Annotated in this window: 15 protein-coding genes; 5 read left to right on the top strand and 10 right to left on the bottom strand. The window is 68.5% G+C overall.

The window, feature by feature from the left end:
* Positions 1–13 precede the first annotated feature (13 nt).
* Positions 14–1210, bottom strand: coding sequence for a S1 family peptidase (locus IEX13_RS09015; protein ID WP_188663381.1), 1197 nt, complete (start codon positions 1208–1210; stop codon positions 14–16).
* Between the two features lie 140 nt (positions 1211–1350).
* On the bottom strand, positions 1351–1977 hold the full coding sequence (locus IEX13_RS09020) for a trimeric intracellular cation channel family protein (protein WP_188663383.1): 627 nt from the start codon (positions 1975–1977) through the stop codon (positions 1351–1353).
* Positions 1978–2149: 172 nt separating this feature from the next.
* Here IEX13_RS09020 and IEX13_RS09025 point away from each other — a divergent pair, with 172 nt between their 5' ends.
* Positions 2150–6472 (top strand): FG-GAP-like repeat-containing protein, encoded by a 4323-nt coding sequence (locus IEX13_RS09025; RefSeq protein ID WP_188663385.1) that lies wholly within the window; start codon positions 2150–2152, stop codon positions 6470–6472.
* A 16-nt stretch (positions 6473–6488) separates the two neighbouring features.
* Here the strand turns inward: IEX13_RS09025 and IEX13_RS09030 are convergent, their stop codons facing one another.
* The 4 genes from IEX13_RS09030 to acs all read right to left on the bottom strand — a co-directional run bounded on the left by IEX13_RS09030 (position 6489) and on the right by acs (position 10781).
* Positions 6489–7019: a riboflavin biosynthesis protein RibA gene (locus IEX13_RS09030; protein ID WP_188663387.1), complete on the bottom strand. Its 531-nt coding sequence runs from the start codon at positions 7017–7019 to the stop codon at positions 6489–6491.
* Between the two features lie 143 nt (positions 7020–7162).
* A complete protein-coding gene (locus IEX13_RS09035) occupies positions 7163–8044 on the bottom strand; it encodes a CPBP family intramembrane glutamic endopeptidase (protein ID WP_188663389.1) in 882 nt (293 codons plus the stop codon).
* A gap of 104 nt (positions 8045–8148) precedes the next feature.
* Positions 8149–8817 (bottom strand): response regulator transcription factor, encoded by a 669-nt coding sequence (locus tag IEX13_RS09040; RefSeq protein ID WP_188663391.1) that lies wholly within the window; start codon positions 8815–8817, stop codon positions 8149–8151.
* Between the two features lie 2 nt (positions 8818–8819).
* Positions 8820–10781, bottom strand: coding sequence for an acetate--CoA ligase (gene acs / locus IEX13_RS09045; RefSeq protein WP_188663393.1), 1962 nt, complete (start codon positions 10779–10781; stop codon positions 8820–8822).
* A 207-nt stretch (positions 10782–10988) separates the two neighbouring features.
* Here acs and IEX13_RS09050 point away from each other — a divergent pair, with 207 nt between their 5' ends.
* The 4 genes from IEX13_RS09050 (at position 10989) to IEX13_RS09065 (ending at position 14786) form a co-directional block, all read left to right on the top strand.
* Positions 10989–12311, top strand: a complete 1323-nt coding sequence (locus IEX13_RS09050) for a DcaP family trimeric outer membrane transporter (RefSeq protein ID WP_188663395.1) — start codon at positions 10989–10991, stop codon at positions 12309–12311.
* A 23-nt stretch (positions 12312–12334) separates the two neighbouring features.
* Entirely contained in the window at positions 12335–12604 is a 270-nt protein-coding gene (locus IEX13_RS09055) for a DUF4212 domain-containing protein (RefSeq protein ID WP_188663397.1), read from the top strand.
* A 3-nt stretch (positions 12605–12607) separates the two neighbouring features.
* Positions 12608–14377 carry a sodium:solute symporter family protein gene (locus IEX13_RS09060; protein ID WP_188663399.1) on the top strand — a complete coding sequence of 590 codons (1770 nt, stop codon included), beginning with the start codon at positions 12608–12610 and terminating at the stop codon, positions 14375–14377.
* Between the two features lie 109 nt (positions 14378–14486).
* On the top strand, positions 14487–14786 hold the full coding sequence (locus IEX13_RS09065) for a hypothetical protein (protein WP_188663401.1): 300 nt from the start codon (positions 14487–14489) through the stop codon (positions 14784–14786).
* A gap of 508 nt (positions 14787–15294) precedes the next feature.
* Here IEX13_RS09065 and IEX13_RS09070 read toward each other — a convergent pair.
* The 4 genes from IEX13_RS09070 to IEX13_RS09085 form a co-directional block, all read right to left on the bottom strand.
* Entirely contained in the window at positions 15295–16839 is a 1545-nt protein-coding gene (locus IEX13_RS09070) for an SDR family NAD(P)-dependent oxidoreductase (protein WP_188663403.1), read from the bottom strand.
* A gap of 87 nt (positions 16840–16926) precedes the next feature.
* Positions 16927–18027, bottom strand: coding sequence for a WD40/YVTN/BNR-like repeat-containing protein (locus IEX13_RS09075; protein WP_188663405.1), 1101 nt, complete (start codon positions 18025–18027; stop codon positions 16927–16929).
* Position 18028: 1 nt separating this feature from the next.
* On the bottom strand, positions 18029–18316 hold the full coding sequence (locus IEX13_RS09080; RefSeq protein WP_188663407.1) for a MoaD/ThiS family protein: 288 nt from the start codon (positions 18314–18316) through the stop codon (positions 18029–18031).
* 109 nt (positions 18317–18425) lie between these two features.
* Positions 18426–19610 (bottom strand): DesA family fatty acid desaturase, encoded by a 1185-nt coding sequence (locus IEX13_RS09085; RefSeq protein WP_188663409.1) that lies wholly within the window; start codon positions 19608–19610, stop codon positions 18426–18428.
* Between the last annotated feature and the right edge of the window lie 122 nt (positions 19611–19732).

Raw genomic sequence — 19732 nt, forward strand, 5'->3', positions numbered from 1 at the left:
ATGCCGCCGGAACTTACTGGCTGGTCTTGAGCGTCAGGCCATAGGCCTGCAGCAGCGGGTTGATCGGCTGGAAGTAGCTGGTGGCCAGCCGGGCCTGCTTGCCCTTGCAGCTGTAGTTGCCACCCGACAGCACGCCCTGGGCCTGGCCCGGGGTGGTGATGAAGGAACCGCCGGAATCGCCGCCCTCGGCGCAGACCTTCACCTGGGTCAGGCCGTTCACCGACTCACCCGGGTACTGCACGGTCACGTTCTTGGCTTCGATGGTGCCGCAGTGCAGGCCCGTGGTGCGGCCCGACCGGCAGACGGCGGCGCCGACCGGCGCTTCGGTGCTGCCATACACGGGGATGTCGCCCTGGTTTTCGCCATCCACCACCGGCAGCAGGCTGTGGTTGTTGTCCACGCGCACCCAGGCCCGGTCGGTATTGGGGAAGTTGGACGCGGCGAAGGCACCGATCTGGCTGACGGTACGGCGGTTCACCGCCACGAACGCACGGTCGCCGGCGTTGCCGCAGTGGCCCGCCGTGGCGAAGCCCTGCTCGCCCTGGCGGGTTACCGCGAAGCCGACGGAACAGTAGTAGTAGTTCGAACCGTCGTTGGACAGGTACTCGCTGCCGCCCTTGAGGGTGGCCAGGGGCCGCGGCGCGGACGCCATGGACTGGAAGCGGATGGTGCCGGCATCGGCGCCGCTGGAGGCGACGAAGTCGATGGCCGAGACCTTCGCGCCCGGCGCCACGTTCACCGTGACGGTGTTGTTGCGCACGTCCACGAACCAGCCGTAAACGCCCTTGGGCACCTTGGCGCCACGTTCGGCCAGGGTGTCGAGCTCGGCCTTGGCGTCGGCCAGGCGACCCAGGCTGTGGCGGACATTGCGGAATTCGACGTCGGCCATGCCGCGCTTGGGCGCGAGGGACGTCGAGGCGACCACCAGCTGGTAGTCGCCGTTGGCCTTGCGCTCGAGCCAGCTGCCCGCGAAGCGGTCATCACCGGAGGCAGCCAGCATTTCCTGCTGCCCGGCCGCCAGGCGTTCGACCTTCAGGTATTGCGCCAGCTGGGGCGGCGACAGGCCGAGGTCACGCTGCAGGGCTTCCCTGACCTTGGGGGCCACCTCGCGCTCGGCCGGCCCGGCGGCCGAAACCGACATGGACAGCAGCAGGGCGAGGGGGGAAACCGCGAACAGGCCACGCTTGGCCCAGGAACCGATCTTGCGCATCTGCAAACTCCTTTGAAAGGGAAGTTGAAGCGCAGGGCCTGCCGTGGGGGCGTCTGGACAGCAGGCGGGGCGGGCCCGGCCGGCCGATACTGGCATACCTTTCCCGCCGTTTCCCCCCTTGCCAGGGCGGCGCGAGGGGGTCAGGATTCGGGGTCGCGCCAGGTGGCGATGGGCAGGTTCCAGCCCCGCCGGATGGCCAGGTAGCGCAGCGTGAAACACGCCAGCGCCGCGACCAGCGCCGTCGGTGCCGGCGGCAGCCCCAGCCACGTACCCAGGGCAAGCAGCGTCGCCCCCAGCAGGGCGGCCACCGCATAAAGTTCACGCTGCAGCACGGCCGGGATTTCGGTCACCAGCACGTCGCGCAGCATGCCGCCGCCAATGCCCGACAGCATGCCCAGCAGCACCGCACCCACCGGCCCGATGCCGAAGGCCAGGGCCTTGCTGGTGCCGCTGACCGCGAACAGCGCCAGGCCGACGGCGTCGAACATCTGCACCGGGTTGCGCACCCGTTCGACCTGTTCGTAGCCGAAGAAGGTGACCAGGCCCGCGGCCATCGCCGTGGCCAGGTAGCGCCAGTCGCCGAAGGCCGCCGGCGGGTGGGCCCCGATGATCAGGTCACGCGTGATGCCCCCGGCGGTGGCCGCGGCGAAGGCCAGCGTCAGCACGCCGAACAGGTCCAGGCGCTTGCGCACGCCCAGCGTGGCGCCGCTGATGGCGAAGGCGAAGGTCCCGACCAGGTCCAGCGTGGACAGCAGCAGCGGGGTCATGGGTGCTGGCGCGCCCGGCCGCGGGCGCCGGCCAGCGGCGGGAGAAAAAGTCTTGGTCGGGACACGGCGCACTCCTGGGCCAGGAGCCCCGATTCTATCCGCGCCAGTGGCGGTGACGGTGACCGCGATTTGCTGTACATATCGGCCGTTGCCCGCTGGCACAATGCCGCCCATGAACCGTCCGATCACCCTGGTCCTGTGTGCAGCGCTGGCGCTGCCGTCCATCACTGCCGCCCAGGTGAGGTTCGTCGCCGGCGACCTGCTTGCCCACGAGGGCACCGATGCCATCGCCGCCGGCGACTTCGACGGCGACGGCCGGATTGATCTCGCGGTGCTCGACAACGACCACCGCCTGACCCTGCAGCTGCAGACGTCCGCGGGCGTATTCACGACGACGCCGCTGTCGCCTGCCGGCTTCGAACCCTGGCCCGACGGACGGACGCCGCCCTTCGCCGCCGGCGACTTCAATGAAGACGGCCGCGACGACCTGGTCTTCGCCGGCGACGGTGGCTGGCGGATGCTGCTCTCGCAGCCGGGCGGCGCCTGGGTCGTCCGCAGCCCGCCGCCGAACATGCACCAGGGCGTTGCGACGCCGCTGCTGTTCGACATCGACCGCGATGGCCACCTGGACCTGGTCCAGGCACAGCACCTGGAGTCCTTTCCCGGGTCGGGCCACCTGATCAGCTCCGCCCTGCACCTGTACTTCGGCGATGGCACCGGCGCACTGGTGCCGCGGGGCGTTATCGACGCCGGGCGCGACAGCTTCAGGGGCGTGGTGGCCGGCCACTTCAATGCCGATCCCTTCGTGGACATCGCCACCGCCGAGGGCGGGGCCTACCTGGGCAATGCCGTCAACCTCGTGCTGCGATACGGTTTTGGCGGCAGCGCCTTCTCCGCGCCGGTGCGCTTTGCCGACAATGCCAGTGGCCTGGCGGCGGGCGACTTCAACGGCGACGGCCGCACCGACCTGGTCACCGGCGGCCTGCCGGGCCTGGACGACGTGCGCCTGAAGCAATACGCGCAGCTTCCGGGTGGCAGCCTGGGCGCGCCGCATTCCCTGCCGATGGTCGGCTCCCTGCGCGCACTCCGGCAGATCGATGCCGATGGCGATGGCCAGGACGACCTGGTGGTGTTCACGGACGGCGTGCCCGCGGGGAATTTCCCGAGCTGGATGCTGTCGTTCCAGCAGCAGGCCGGGCGCCTGCAGATGCCTGAGCAGGCGAACATCGGCCAGTACTACTCCGTGCTGCCGCCCGACGGGCGTTCGCTTGCGGTCGGCGATTTCGACGGCGACGGCTTCGAAGACGTCGCGGAAGCCACCCAGGGAGGCATCCGGCTGCACCTGGCGCGGCCGCATGTCCCCAGCGGCACCGGCACGCCTCCCTTGGCGCCGACCATCACCGGCGTCGAAAGCGAAGCTGGCTCCGGCACGGCCACGCTGACGGTGGCGCGACCGGCCGGCGACGGTGGCTCGCCGATCCTTGGTTACCGATTGATCACCACGCCGGCGGGGCCGTTCGTGCCTGCCGTGTCCGCGCCGACAGGCACCGGGCCGTTCACGATCCAGATGCGGAACCTGCCCGAAGGGGTCACGTACCAGGTGCAGGTGCAGGCCTACAACGCAGCAGGCGAAGGCGCACCTTCCGCCGCGGTGCCGGTCACCGCGATCCCCTGGCGCACTTTGCGCATCGACGAATACGTCTACCTGCCCGAAGGCGACGATGGCCCGGTGGTGCACCAGGTGCCGGCACGACTGAACTGGCCGGCCGGCCCGGGTGGCGTGCGGTTCGACGTCCGGTCGATGACCACGAACGCCGGCGATGCCGAACCCGGCGTTCACTACGAAGAGGTATCGCTGCAGGGTGTCTTCATCCCCGAAGGCCAGACCGAAGCCCTGATCCCGGTGACCATCATCGGCAACACCATCCCGGACCGGAACCGTTCGTTCGTCCTCCGGGTGGACAACGTCACCGGCGCCGACGGCAGCGGCCTGATTTCCTGGGTGCGCATCCAGACCGAGGAATTCGCGCCGGGGCTGCCACTGCTCTATGGCCTGTTCGGCGAAGTCGTGGAAGGCGACGAGGGCCAGAAACTGGTGCCGGTCCGGCTTGCCTTCGACAAACCGCTGGGTGGTTCCGTGGTTGTCGGCGTGGATACCGACAGCCGGCCCGACATGGACTTCCTCGCGATTCCTCCCGCCGACTACGACGCCACGCCGATCCCGAACTTCACCCTACCGGCAGGAACGACCGAAGCGACGATCCACATCCCGGTCAACGGCGACACGATCGAGGAGCCGGACGAATTCATCGCCATCCTCTTCTACGTGGTTTCCGGCCCCGCCTCGGTCGCATACAACGGCGGCAACTACGCGGTCACCATCATCTGGGACGATGACCGGACGTATCCGTCCTTCGGTGCCCGCGCCGATCGCATCATCCTGTCCCAGAACCGCGCCGCCCGGTTCAGCGTGTTGAGCAACGACAACTTCATCGAAAGCCGTACGCGGGTGCCCGGGACCAACTACCCCCAGCCCGATATCGGCGACCTGCATTTCGTCCACAACGATCCGCTCCTGGTCGCGGACGAAGAGCTGGTCTTCCGCCCGGCACCCGGTTTCGTCGGGGTGCATCGCCAGCCCTATTGGCTTTGCGAGCGGCCCGAGCACAGCCGGCGCTGCGCGGAAGCGGAAATCGAGCTGGTCGTGCGGCCGATCCCCGAATCGGCGGTCACCCTGGAAGTGCCCGCCGCGTCCGGCCACCGGGACATCGAACTCGATGGGCTGCAGGCAATGCCCGGCGCGCGGTTCGACGCCAGTTCGCTGGTCCGTCCCCTGCAGCGCGACATCGTGCTGGCCGGCGACCCGGATCCGAATTCGCCCTGGGACGATGCGGCGGGCACCGACGTTTCCGTGCACGTGCTGCCCGTCCCCGAAGACGGCCAGCCGCGTCGCTGGCAGGTGCTGGTGGATGCCAGCACGTCGGGCACGGGCGACGTCGACCTGTACCTGGGCGTGGACGCCGACAAGGATGGCATCGCCGATCCTGCGGAACTGGCCTGCACCGCCGCCATGGTGCCATCGGGCGAAAGCTGCGAGCTGGAAATCCAGCAACCCGGGGACGCCGCGGTCTCGTACTGGGTGATGCTGCACAACCGCGGCACCGGCTCGCTGCCGGCGCGCGCCGAAATCTCGGCGATCCGCGTGGACTCCCCCAGTGACGGCAGCCTGGTGGCCACCGGTCCCGGGCAACTGCGGAACGGCGAACATTTCGCCCTTCGCCTGGCCTGGAACGACCCCGGATTCCTGCCGGGCGGGCGCCGCGTCGGCTACCTGCGCGTGCGCACCACCGGCGACGATCCCGGCGCGCTGGTGCCGGTCCGCCTGACCCGGGCGGACCTGCCGGGACCCGACGCGCCGATCGCCCTGGCCAACGCGCGGCCGCAAGCGCTCGCGCTGCCGGCCGGCAGCGCCCACCAACGGGTGCTGGTGGATGTGCCGGCAGGTGCGTCGACGCTGGCGGTGCAGACCCGCAGCACGGACCCGGTGGATCTGTACCTGGTGCCGGCCGGCCCCGGCTCGTCGCCGCGCATCGACGACGCTCCCCCCGTCGCGACCGCTGCCGCCTCGTCCACCCGCGCGGGAGGCGACGAGGACACAGTGGTCTTTGCGCCCGCGCCGGGACGCTGGTACGCGGTGGTCGACAACACGGGCACCGCGCCGGCATCGGTTGAAATCACCGCCACCATCACCGCGGTTGCGCCCGAGGTGCGGCCGGGCAGCTATTTCAACTCCGCGCGCGGCGGCCACGGCCTGGTGCTTTACCCGGCCGCCGACCAGTGGGTGGGCCTGTGGTACACCTACTTCCAGGACGGCACGCCGACCTGGCTGTACCTGCAGGCACCGGCACCGGGCGCGGACGGCCTGTGGACCTCGCCGATCTACCGCACGGCCTGGAACGGCAGCACCCAGCACATCGTGCAGGTGGGCGAAGCCACCGTAACCCCGACCGGCTCCGATGCCTTCCGGTTCACCTGGACACTCGACGGCGAAACCGGTTCGGAACCGCTGGCTTCGCTGGGACGTGGCTGTCCCAGCATTGGCGGTTCACCGCTGGACGCCAGTTCGCACTGGTTCGACCCTGTGCGCGCCGGCACCGGCTACAGCGTGCAGCTCTGGCCGGACTACGAAATGCACCTCGCCTTCGTTTATGACGCGCAGGGCCGGCCGCGGTTCCTGATCGCCGAGGGCCCGGGATCCGGCAGCGCCGACCGGGCGTTGGACCTCGAGCAACTGCAGGGTTTCTGCCCGCTCTGCGACAGGGCGGGGGCACCGGCACGCCGCACGGTGGGTACCTACTCGCGCCTGTTCGGCAATCAAACGATGCGGGTGGACATCGACGGCGTTTATGTCCCGGCCCTGCCTGGCTGGTGGAGCGCCGTGGACGCGGCGCGCCCCCTCGGTGGCCCCGGGACCACGCAGGGCTGCGTGCCCTGACGCAGCCCGCAGGGATTCACAGGGTGCGCGTCACCTTCGCTCCCAACCCGGCCAACACCCGGGCGGCGCGATCGCCCTGCCCGGGCGAAAGCGCGTGCACCAGCACGGTGGTCTTGTGCTCGGCCATCGCTTCCTGCGTGGCCAGCACGTAGCGGTCGTGGTCGGGCCGCAGCGACACCAGGCCACCGACCAGCAGGCCGGCGATTCCGCCGAACACCACGAAGACGGCGAAGGACGTCCAGGGCGAGGCCGCGATGGCCGGCACGTCCATCCACATCATCGCGGAAAAGACCAGCAAGCCCACGACGACGCCGGCGCCGCCCAGCCAGGCATGGGCGCGAATGATCGTGCGCCAGATGCCCTGGCCTTCCGGCTCGAGCTTGATATTGGGATGGGGTTCGTCGTCGGTGACCAGCTTCACCTGGGCGGGCTCGAGGCCGGCTTCGGCGACGACCTCGGCGACGGCGGCGCGGGCGACGGACTCACTGTCGAAAACAGCGGCGAGCTTGCTGTTGGACACTTCGCCGGTGACGGGAATGTCGGACATGGCGGCAGCTCCTGGGTACAGGCCTTGAGCTTGCCAGAGCCCGGCACCCCCAGACTGAGCCTCGCATGACCCGGACACCGCCGGTCAGCCTGCGTTAGGCCACGTCGTCGCTGCTGCCGGCCTGCGGATCAACCGCCAGGCGGTCAACGCCCGTGGACCCTGGCCACAGCGCCGAGCAGCCGTCCCCGCCTCCTGGCGAAGTGCAGAAGCACGCCGACCACCAGTGCCACCACCACCAGGGTCAACAGCGAATTCTCCGGGCCGAACAAGCCACCAGTCAGCCAATCGGGCCCGCGGTATTCGGTCCGGACCGGCGCGGCATCGCGCCAGTCGTCGATGCCCGAGAGCGGCACGCCGCTGCAAAGGATGGTGAAGTTCCAGGCGAAGTGGTTCAGTCCGCAAATCCAGAGGTTCCGGAACAGCACGAAGATCAGGGCCCACATCGCACCGAGCAGGGTGACGGAAACCACGGTCGCGGCCATGTCCCAGGCAGTGCCGTCCACCGCGAACACGTTCTCCAGATGGACCACGCCGAACACCACCGCTTGCAGGCACAGCGCCGGCAGCGTGCCCCAGGCCGTCTCCAGGGTCTGGAACAGCACCCCGCGGTAAACCAGTTCCTCCAGCATCGCCGCCACCAGCAGGAAGCCGGCGACCTCGAGCAGACTCCACGACGCCCCCTGGTGCACGGTGACCTGGTAGATGCCCAATACGAACAGCGGCAGCAGCACCAGGCTGATCAGCGCGGCTCCAGCCAGGCCGCCGAGCGCCGCACCGGCGACCGCGGGCCGCAATTCGGCAACGGCCCGCTTGCGTAGGAAACGCACGTAGAGCCAGTAACCAAAGGTCGCCGAAAACAGGATGCCGAACCGCTTGACCTGCGTTGCCAGGCCCGGGCCGGGATCGAAGACCCAAAGAAGGACCGGATACAGCAACCAGCGGAACGCGAGCGCAGTGCCAACGATGGCCACCATGGCCAGAAGGAGCTGGCCGACCACACGCAAGAAGCGACGAATCTGCGACATGGCGGGCGCCCGTGGTCCGGCCGGTGCCGGGAAGCTGACTGTAGGGCGGTTCCCGGTCGCCGGGCTAGACCAACCTATGCCACTAGCACACGAGCAAGGGGCCGTCAGTCGCCCGCGCCCGCCGGCTCGGGATCCACGGCCAGCCGGCCGGCCATCAGCACGGCCTGGGTGCGGTTGCTGGCCCCGAGCTTGCGCAGGATGGCGGTCATGTGGGCCTTCACCGTGGCCTCCGAAACACCCAGTGCGTGGGCGATCTGCTTGTTGAGCAGGCCGCTGCCCAGCATGCCCAGCACGCGGAACTGCTGGGGCGTGAGTTCCTGCAGGCGGGCGGCGATCTGCGCTTCTTCCGGCGCCAGGCCTTCGGCGTGTTCAGCCTGCTGTGGCGCCCAGTGGCCGCCGTCGAGCACGGCGGCGATCGCGTCGCGGATCGTGCCCGGATCGGACGACTTGGGGATGAAGCCGGCCGCGCCGTGGTCGAGCGCACGCCTGACCACGCCGGCCTCTTCGCGCGCGGACACCACGATCACCGGCAGCTGCGGCTGCACCGCGCGCAGGTGCACCAGGGCGCTGAATCCGTGGGCGCCCGGCATGTTCAGGTCCAGCAGCACCAGGTCGGCGTCGGGATGCGCCTCGGCGCTGGCGAACAGCGCGTCGGCGCTGTCGGATTCGACCAGGTGCGCGCCCGGCAGCAGGCGCGACACCGCGCCCTTGAGGGCTTCGCGGAACAGCGGGTGGTCGTCCGCGACCAGGATGGTGGGCGCGGCGCCATTCATCGTCAGCGGACCTGGCGCTCGTTCACCAGCGAATCCACCACCGCCGGGTCGGCCAGCGTGGACGTGTCGCCCAGCGTGCCGCGATCGACACCCTCGGGCCCGGCCTCGGCGATCTTGCGCAGGATGCGGCGCATGATCTTGCCGCTGCGGGTCTTGGGCAGTCCCGGCGCCCACTGCAGCCAGTCCGGCGCCGCGATCGGCCCTATCTCGTGCCGTACGTGGGCGATCAGCTCTTTGCGGAGTGAATCATCGGCCTCGACGCCCGCCTTCAGCGTGACGTATGCGTAGATGCCCTGCCCCTTGATGTCGTGCGGCGCGCCGACGACCGCCGCTTCCGCCACGGCCGGGTGGCCCACCAGCGCGCTTTCCACTTCGGCCGTGCCCATGCGGTGGCCGGAGACGTTGATGACGTCGTCCACCCGGCCGGTGATCCAGTAATAGCCGTCGGCATCGCGCCGGCAGCCGTCGCCGGTGAAATACATGCCGGGGTAGGTCTTGAAATAGGTGTCTATGAAACGCTGGTGGTCACCGTAAACCGTGCGCATCTGGCCCGGCCAGGAATCCTTGAGCACCAGGTTGCCTTCCGCCGCGCCGTGCAGTTCACGACCTTCGGCATCCACCAGGGCCGGCTGCACGCCGAAAAACGGCAGCGTCGCCGAACCGGGCTTGGCGGGAATCGCGCCGGGCAATGGCGAAATCAGGATGCCGCCGGTTTCGGTCTGCCACCAGGTGTCGACGATGGGGCAGCGTTCTTCGCCAACAACGCGGTTGTACCACTCCCAGGCTTCGGGATTGATCGGTTCGCCGACCGTGCCCAGCAGGCGGATGGACTTGCGTGAGTGCTTCTTCACCGGCGCGTCGCCTTCGCGCATTAGCGCGCGGATGGCGGTGGGCGCGGTGTAGAAGATCGTCACCTGGTGGCGGTCGCACACCTCCCAGAACCGGCCCGGATCGGGATAGGTCGGCACGCCCTCGAACATCACCGAGGTGGCGCCGTTGGCCAGCGGCCCGTACACCACGTAGCTGTGGCCGGTGACCCAGCCAACGTCGGCGGTGCACCAGAAGACGTCGTCTTCCTTGAGGTCGAACACGCATTCGTGGGTGTAGCTGGCCCACACCAGGTAGCCGCCGCTGGTGTGCAGCACGCCCTTGGGCTTGCCGGTGCTGCCCGAGGTGTAAAGGATGAAAAGCGGGTCCTCGGCGTTCATCGGCCGGGCCTCGTGCGTGGCCGGCTGGGCGTCGACCACCGCGTCGTACCAGCGGTCGCGCGGCATCTGCATGGGCACGCCGCCGCCGGTGTGGCGGACCACCAGCACGGTTTCGACGCTGTTGGTGCCGGGCCTGGCCAGCGCTTCGTCGACATTGGCCTTGAGCGGGATCGACTTGCCGCCGCGCAGGCCTTCGTCGGCGGTGATCACCAGCTTGCTGGAACAGTCGGCGATGCGGTTGGCGATCGAATCGGGGGAAAAGCCGCCGAACACGACCGAATGGATCGCACCGATGCGCGCGCAGGCCAGCATGGCCACCGCGGCTTCCGGGATCATCGGCAGGTAGATGGTGATGCGGTCGCCCTTGGCCACGCCCAGGGCTTCGAGCGCATTGGCCAGCCGACAGACCTGGGCGTGCAGCTCGCGGTAGGTGATGCGACGCGGCGCCGCCTTGGGGTCGTCGGGCTCCCAGATGATGGCGACCTTGTCGCCGCGGTCGGCCAGGTGGCGGTCGAGGCAGTTGGCGGCGACGTTGAGTTCACCGTCGGCGAACCAGCGGACATGGAAGTCCTTGACGTCGAAGCTGGTGTCCTTGGCCCGAGAGAAAGGCTTGGTCCACTGCACGCGCTGGCCGTGCCGGCGCCAGTAGGCCTCGGGGTCGCGCACCGAATTGGCGTAAGCCCGTTCGTAGTCATCGCGGCGCAGCGCGGCGGCGGCCTCGAAGGCCGGGGGGACGGGAACGATTCGCTCGGACATGGGGGCTCCTGCGGCGCGCGGCCACGGTGGTTCTTGAACAAGATTACTCGCCTGCCGGCCATTCTGGGCCAGCCCCGCGGACGCCCAATTAGACCTTGGTCTAAAGCACCCCGGATTTAGACCAATGGCGAATGGCCCCCTCCCTCGCGCCGTCACAGACTCGGCCGGCCATTGGGGCCAACCGTTCGGATTTCCGGGAGGGGAAAGATGAACCGACACACACGTTACGCGCGTTCCGCGCTGGCGCTCGCCGTCTTGATGGCGATCGCCGTGCCGGGACAGGCGCTGGCGCAGGACGCCGGCGCGCAGGACCTGGAAGCCCGCATCGCCCAGCTAGAAGCGATGGTGCAGGGCCTGAAGGCCGAACTCGATGCACAAAAAGCCGCCGAAGCCGCCAAGCCGGCGCCGCCGGCCCAGCCGATCCAGGCCGGCACGATCATGCCCGGTGCCAACCCGGGCACCCGCTTCAGCTTCGGCGGTTTCATCAAGTTCGATTCGATGTACACCGACACCAGCGATGGCGAGATCCCCGACAGTTCGACCGGCCGCCTGTTCTACGTGCCAAGCACGATCCCGGTGGGTGGCGTGGACGAAGACGGGGCGGACCTGGATTCGCATATCCAGTTCTCGCGCCTTTGGTTCGGCGCCGACACCGACCTGGACGGCCACAAGCTCAAGGCCTACCTGGAAATGGACCTGTTCGGCGGCGCACTGGGCAACGAGGTCGCCACCAACACCTACGGCGTGACCATCCGCCACGCCTACGTCAGCTGGGACAAGTGGCTGGCCGGCCAGACCTGGTCGAACTTCCAGGACGCGGGCGCGCTGCCCGACGCGGTGGACTTCGTCGGCCCGACCGAAGGCACGATCTTCGTGCGGCAGCCGCAGCTGCGCTACACCAGCGGCCCGTGGTCGTTCTCGCTGGAAAACCCGGAAACCACCTACGCCGCGCACCTGACCGGCGCACGTGGCGCCAGCGACGACAACTCCCTGCCCGACGTGACCCTGCGCTACCTGCACAAGGCCAGCTGGGGCCACTTCACCGTGGCCGGCCTGGCGCGGCAGCTCAAGTATGAAACCGCGACCACCAGCGAAAGCGAAAGCGCCTTCGCGCTCAGCGTTTCGGGCAAGTGGAACGTCGGGGCCAACGACGACATCCGCTACATGATCAGCGGCGGCAGCGGCCTGGGCCGTTACCTCGCGTTCGGCCTGGGCCCGGATGCCATGACGGCGGCCGACGGGTCACTCGAGGCCCTGGACGGCTACGGCGGCTTCATCGCCTGGCGCCACGCCTTCAGCCCGAAGCTTCGCGGCAACCTGTTCTATTCGATGGCGCAGTTCGACAACGATCCGCTGCTGACGGGGCTGGGCGTCACCGAATCGGCCCGGTCCTTCCACGCCAACCTCATCTACTCGCCGCTGCCCAAGATCGACATCGGCGCCGAGCTGATCTGGGGCAACCGTGAACTCGAAAGCGGTGCCGACGGCGACCTTCGCCGCCTGCACATGCACGTCAAGTACAGCTTCTGACCCTGCGCCGGGAGGCAAAGACCATGAGCAATCCCGTTACCGAAGAACGGCGCCAGGAGTACTGGCGCCGAACCCTCCGGGTCACGGCAATCCTGCTGTCGATCTGGTTCGTCGTTACCTACGTGGTGATCTTTTTCGCAGTCCCGCTGAATCAGTTCACCTTCCTGGGCTTCCCGTTCGCCTTCTACATGGGCGCGCAGGGAGCATTGATCGTTTACGTGGCGCTGATCGTCTTCTATGCCTGGTACATGAACCGGCTGGATCGCGAGTTCGGCGTGGCCGAGGAGGGCTGACCCATGTCCGGAGACTTCGTAAGCCGGCTCCCGAAGATCTACGGGATGTACACGGGCGGCTTCCTCGCCTTCGTGATCGTCCTGGCCATCGCCGAACAGATGGGCTTGCCCAACGTCTGGATCGGCTACGTGTTCATGGCGGCGACCATCGGCCTGTACGCGATGATCGGCATCATGAGCCGCACCGCGGAAACCGACGAGTATTACGTCGCCGGACGCCGCGTGCCCGCCCTGTACAATGGCATGGCCACCGGCGCCGACTGGATGTCGGCCGCCAGCTTCATCGGCATGGCCGGCACCCTGTACGCACAGGGTTACGACGGCCTGGCCTTCGTGATGGGCTGGACCGGCGGCTACGTGCTGGTGGCGCTGTTCCTGGCGCCCTACCTGCGCAAGTTCGGGCAGTACACGATCCCGGACTTCCTGGGCACCCGCTACGGCGGCAACCTGCCGCGCACCATCGGCATCGTCTGCGCCATCACGGCCAGCTTCACCTACGTGATCGCCCAGATCTACGGCGCCGGCATCATCACCAGCCGCTTCCTGGGCATCGACCTGGCCACCGGCGTCTGGGTGGGCCTGATCGGCGTGCTGGTGTGTTCGCTGCTGGGCGGCATGCGTGCGGTCACCTGGACCCAGGTGGCGCAGTACATCGTGCTGATCATCGCCTACCTGGTGCCCGTGGTCTGGCTGTCGATCAAGGTCACCGGCAACCCGGTGCCGCAGCTGGCCTACGGCGAGGTGCTGCAGCAGATCGCCGTGCTGGAACAGCAGCTGGGCGTGACCGCCGGGCATTCCACGCCCTTCGTGAAGAACGACATCGTCAACTTCATGGCGCTCACCTTCTGCCTGATGGTGGGCACGGCCGCGCTGCCGCACATCCTGATGCGCTTCTTCACCACGCCCAGCGTCAAGGAAGCCCGCAAGTCGGTGGGCTGGTCGCTGTTCTTCATCTTCCTGCTGTACTTCACGGCGCCGGCCTACGCGGCGTTCGCCAAGCTCGAGGTCTATTCCAACGTGATCGGGCAGTCCATCGCCACGCTCCCGGCCTGGGTGGCTTCGTGGACGCAGGTGGGCCTGGTGTCGGTGTGTGACGCCACCAATGCGGCGGCGACGATCAAGGGCTGCGTGGCCAACGGCAACGGCGACGGCATCCTGCAGCTGGCCGAGCTGATGCTCAACGCCGACGCGATCGTGCTGGCCACCCCGGAAATCGCCGGCCTGCCCTATGTCGTCGCCGGCCTGGTGGCCGCCGGTGGCCTGGCGGCGGCGCTGTCGACGGCCGACGGCTTGCTGCTGACGATCTCCAACGCGCTGTCCCACGACGTGTACTACAAGATGGTCAACCCGAACGCGACGGCGAAGAAGCGCCTGACCGTGGCCCGCATCCTGCTGCTGGGTGTGGCGGCGATCGCGGCCTACGCGGCCTCGCACGCACCGGCGACGATCCTGTCGATCGTGGCCTGGGCCTTCTCGATAGCCGCGGCCTCGTTCTTCCCTGCCCTGGTATTGGGCATCTTCTGGAAACGGGCGAACAAGGCCGGTGCGGTGGCGGGCATGCTGGTCGGCTTCGGGCTCACGCTGTTCTACCTGGTGAACGTGAAGTTCCTGGGCATGACCCCGTGGCTGGGCATCAAGGACGTGTCGGCCGGCATCTTCGGCATCCCGCTGGGCTTCCTGACCATCTGGGCGGTCAGCCTGATGACGGCCGAGCCGTCGCAGGAGACCAAGGACATGGTCGAGGACCTGCGCTACCCGAAGCTCGCCAGGTAATGGCGGCCGCCGCGGCCTTCCTCCCCGAAGGCCGCGGCAACCCCGGGCGCCGGTGCAGCCCGCACCGGCGCCTTTTTCTTGACCGGCGATTACTGACTAGAATCGGAAGATGCTGACGACCTACACCCTGCTGAGTTTCGTGATCGCGGTGCTGATGTGGACCCTGATCGGCCGCGGCGTGCTGCGCCTGCTGATTCCCGGGGACCCGATGAAGAACCCGGTCTACCGGCTCTTCACCTGGGCGCTGTGGCCGGTGCTGGCACCGCTGCGCGCCACCCTGGGCCGGGTGGTGCCGCATTCGCACCTGGGCTGGTACGCCTTCATCCTCCTGCTGGCCCTGCGCATCGGCCTGTACATGCTGTTCTACAGCCAGGGCTGGCTGGTGCTGCCCGCCAACGCCCCCCTGTAGGAGCGCCTTCAGGCGCGAATCTTCTGCCCTTGGCCTACGGCCAAGTGTCGCCACCGGTTGTTTCACGAGTGGAGGCAGCGTGCAGTCGCCCTGCCCGACACGCCGCAAGTACGTCCCTGTAGGCTCATCGTCGACATCCATGTCTCCGATGGTCGGTCAGGGCGACTGCACGCTACCTCCTTGAATGAACACCGGGGCCGACAGGAGATCTAGAGCGCAGAGCGCAACGCGCGCTCGCTTGCCTGGAACGAATGCGCCGATGCTTCGATTTGCCGAAAGACTGCTTGCCCACCGGCCACCACGTGGCGTTGAGGAGGTGTCGCGTCTTCGCCCCGGCCGACCATCGGAGACATGGATGTCGACGATGAGCCCCCATGGATGGGTTCACGGCGTGTCGGTCGGGGCGAAGGCGCGGCGCCTCCACTCGCGAAACGAGCGGGGGCGACGCTTTGCTTGGCTAAAGGCCAAGACCCGGAGCTCGGGACTGAAGGCGCGCCTGCGCGAGGCATTACCAATCGGTCGGGCGGTAGTCCTTGAGGAACTGGCCCCACACGTGCCGGCCGGTGTTGAAGCCATCGATGATCGGGTCGACGATGCGCGCGGCGCCGTCGACGATGTCCAGCGGCGGGTGGAAGCGCTCCTCGCGGGTCTTGCGCTCGGCGATTTCCAGCGGATCTTCGTCGGTCACCCAGCCGGTGTCCACGGCGTTCATGTGGATGCCGTCGCCGTGGTAATCGGCCGCCGAGGTGCGCGTCATCATGTTCAGCGCGGCCTTGGCCATGTTGGTGTGCGGGTGCCGGGTGGTCTTGAAGTTGCGGTAGAACTGCCCCTCCATCGCCGACACGTTGACGATGTGCTTGTCGCGTTCGGGCGTTCGCAACATCAGGGGCTTGAGGCGCGCATTGATCAGGAAGGGCGCGACGGCGTTCACCAGCTGGACTTCCAGCAGCTCGACCGACGGCACCTCGTGCATCTGAAGACGCCAGGAATTGCGGCCGCGCAGGTCCACCTGCTGCAGGTCCTGGTCGAGCCGGCCTTCCGGGAAAAGGTGCTGCTGGCCCAGCAGTTCCTCGGCCAGCAGCGGCACCTGCGACAGCTCGGCGGCGCGGGTCAGGCCGGGCGCCGCGGCGTCGTGCGCCAGGGTGTTGGCGTCGGCCACCAGGTCGTAGCCGCGCAGGCCTTCGTAGCTGCCCAGCAGCTTGCGCACGTGTTGTGGCATGTCGCCGTGGGCGGCGGTTTCGCCGGCGATCATGTGCGCGTAGAACGCCGGCGGGCGGCGCACGGTCTGGCAGGCGTTGTTGATGATGAAGTCCAGGCGCTCGCGCGTGGCCAGCAGGGTCTGGCAGAAGGCTTCGACGCTGGGCGTGTGGCGCAGGTCCAGGCCGAAGACTTCCAGGCGATGGCCCCACTCGGCGAAGTCCGGCTCCTGGGCGTATCGCGCGGCGGAATCGCGCGGGAAGCGCGTGGTGACGATCAGCGAGGCGCCGGCGCGCAGCAGCTTCAGGCCGGCCTGGTAGCCGATCTTGACGCGGCCGCCGGTGAGCAGCGCCACGCGGCCCGTCAGGTCCGCGCTTTCGGTGCGCTTGAGGAAATTGAAGTCCGCGCAGGCCGGGCACATCTGGTCGTAGAAGTGGTGGATGCGCGTGTACTTTTCCTTGCACACGTAACAGTGCTGCGGCTCGATCGTCTCGCGCGCCGGGTCGTCGGTGATGTGGTCCACCGGCGCCTTCGAGGGTGGGAAGTAGTTCGGCGTCTGGAAGACCGGCTTGCTGCGCAGTTCGCGGATACCGGTGGCGGCAAGCACCGCGTCGTCGTGTGCGTTGCGTTCCTTGACGACCGCGCGCCTGGCTTCGCGGCGGCGCTTGCGGTGGTCGATGGGGTCGGGGTTGTGGAAACGGTTCACCGCCGCCTTCAGGCGCTTTTGTTCTTCCACCGGCAGGGCCTCGAAGGCGGCGCGGTCGGCGGTGACGGCATCGAGCAGGTCGGCGGCGGCGCGCAGCCGCGCCAGCAGGTCGGCGCCGCTGGCGGGCGGAAAGGAGGGCGAATCAGTCATGGCAACAGGCAGAAGGTGGGCACGGCAAACCGCCGGAGGGGCGGCATTGTCGCAGGACTGGCGTCCGCCTGCCTCGCGGCCCCGGCTTCAGGCGAAGGTGAGGGCATGCACCGGCGGCAGGCGCGCCGGCAGCCCCGCCCAGTGCTCGCCCTGGTCGTCGCTGGTCCACAGGCCGCCGGTGGTCGAGCCGATGGCCAGCCGGTCGCCGCCGCCATCCACCGCCAGCCCGTGCCGGTAGACCAGGTCATAGGCCGGAACCTCCGGGAGCCCCGCGGCCAGCACCTGGAAACTGTCGCCGCCGTCCCGGGTCCGGGCCACCACCAGGCGGCCATCCACCGGGACCCGGCGTTCGTCCTTGATCGCCGGTACGAACCAGGCCGTGCCGGGCTTGCGTGGATGCACGCCCACCGCGAATCCGAACACCGACGGCCTGACCGCCGGAACCTCGTGCCAGGATTCGCCGCCGTCGTCGCTGCGGAATACGCCGTTGTGGTGCTGCACCCAGAGGGTGTCGGGCGCCGCGGCGCACTGCACCATGCGGTGGGGATCCTGGATGGCCGGGTCGAAGCGGCGCTCCGGCGGCATGTACTCGGCGAACATGCCCTCACAGCTGACGCGCCAGCTTTCACCGTCATCGTCGCTGCGCCAGACGCCGCCGCAGGACACCGCCACCCGCAGGCAGCGCGCATCGCGCGGATCCACGCAGATCGAATGGATGCCGGGCGCGTCGTAACCGCCGCCGAACCAGCCTGCGCGTTCGGGGCGATCCCAGAGCGCACGCACCAGTTGCCAGCTTTCACCGCAGTCGTCGGAACGAAACAGGCCGCCCGGCAGCGTGCCGGCCCAGAGCCGGCCGGGCTGTGCGGCGCCGCCGGCCTCCAGCGACCAGATCAGTTCCAGCGTCGCCGGTTTCGGCGGTTTGCCGTCGCCGGTGGCCACCGTGTCGTCCGGGCCGTAGGCGGGCACCGCCACTTCCGTCCAGCTGCGGCCACGATCGGTCGAACGCTGCAGTTTCGCGCCGAAGTGGCCCAGGTCGAGCGCGGCATACCAGGCGCCATCGCGCGGATCGGCCAACGCCAGCGCGACCTTGTCACCGAGGAAGGCAACCTGGGCGATGGTCCAGCCGTCGTCACCGCGTTCGAGGACGAACAAACCCTTGCGGGTCGAAACCAGCAGCGTGTCCGACATGTCAGCCTCCCGACAGGGCCTGCATCACGTAGATTTCCGCATCCCCGCCGACAGGGCGCGAGAGGTCGTTTTTCGGCTGCAGCGCATCACCGTTGATGAACAGCGCGATGTGGCGGCGGGGTGCACCCTGCTCGTCCACGACGTAGCCGCGCAGGAGCGGAAGCTGCGCGAACAAGGCCTCGAGCACCTGCGCGACGGTGCTGCCAGGCAGTTCGAGGGCCAGCTCCCGGTCAGCCCCTTGCCCGGGCAGGCGGCGAGACAATGCGGGGGCGAGCACCACCCGGGCCATGACCAGGATCCTTGCGCCGATGCCTGGGTGCACGATAAGGCATACCTGGGCCGCAAAAAAGCAAGGCCCGCCGAAGCGGGCCTTGCGGGACCAGTGGATGCAGCAGGGCTCAGGCGCGCGCGGGCACCATCGAATAACCCTTCAGGCGCTGCGAGAACTCCTCGAGCTGGCGGATGCCCGAAGCTTCGGCCTCGGCGCACCAGGCGCGCAGGGCCTCCATCTTGGTGCCGGCCTCGGCACTCTTGATCTCGTAGATGGCCAGCAGGCGGGCACGGAACTCCATCAGGCGCGCGGTATTCGGACGTTCGGCGATCCAGGCGTTGAAACGCTCGCGCTTGTCGTCGCTGAGCCACTTGCCCTCGCTGCGGAAGGCGCGGCGCAGGCGACCCGGCAGGTCGGCGGCCTCGGCCTGCAGGTGCGGCTTGAGCACCAGCTTGTAGTAGTCGGTGGCCACCTGCCAGCGATGCGCCATCATCGCGCGCATCGTGTCGGCATCGGGCACCTGGATGTTCGGGCGCACGTCCAGCTCGGGTGCGACGCGCAGTACCTTGGCCAGGCCGACGGCCTGCAGGCCGCGGATGACCGCCCAGCCGATGTCGAACTCGTACTTGCGCAGCGCGAACTTGGCGGAGCTGGGGAAGGCATGGTGGTTGTTGTGCAGCTCTTCGCCGCCCACCCAGAACGCCCACGGCGTCAGGTTGGTCGCGGTGTCGGCGGTGTCGAAGTTGCGGTAGCCCCACCAGTGGCCCAGGCCATTGATGACGCCGGCGGCCCAGAACGGGATCCAGGCCATCTGCAGCGCCCAGATCGCGATGCCCGGGATGCCGAACAGGGCCAGGTTGATGAACAGCATCAGGCTCGGGCCCAGCGACGGGATGCGCGTGTAGAGCTTGCGTTCGATCCAGTCGTCCGGCGAACCCTTGCCGTACTTTTCAAGCATGTCCTTGTCCAGGCGCGCTTCCTGGTAGAGCTCGACGCCGCGCCAGAGCACCTGGTTGATGCCCTTGTAGCGGGGGCTGTGCGGGTCGTCCGCGGTTTCGCACTTGGCGTGGTGCTTGCGGTGCACGGCCGTCCACTCCTTGGTGACCATGGCGGTGGTCAGCCAGGCCCAGAAGCGGAAGAAGTGCGTGAGCACCGGATGGAAATCGACGCCGCGGTGGGCGGCGCTGCGGTGCAGGTAGAGGGTGGTCGTCATGATGGTGAGCTGGGTCACCACCAGGAAATAGCCGGCCATCTGCCAATAGCTTGCCTGCGTGAAACCGCGGGCCAGCCAGTCGAAGAACTCGGGGGACATCGGAAACTCCAGGGAACGGACGCGGGGCTTGCAGCACGATGATGATGCCCGCCGGAAGCGGCGCCGTCACCCTCCCCCTTGGTATGGGGGCGCCCCGGAAAGCCTGCAAGGGCGCGGGCCTG

Source organism: Arenimonas soli (assembly GCF_014643775.1).
Classification (GTDB): Bacteria; Pseudomonadota; Gammaproteobacteria; order Xanthomonadales; family Xanthomonadaceae; genus Arenimonas; species Arenimonas soli.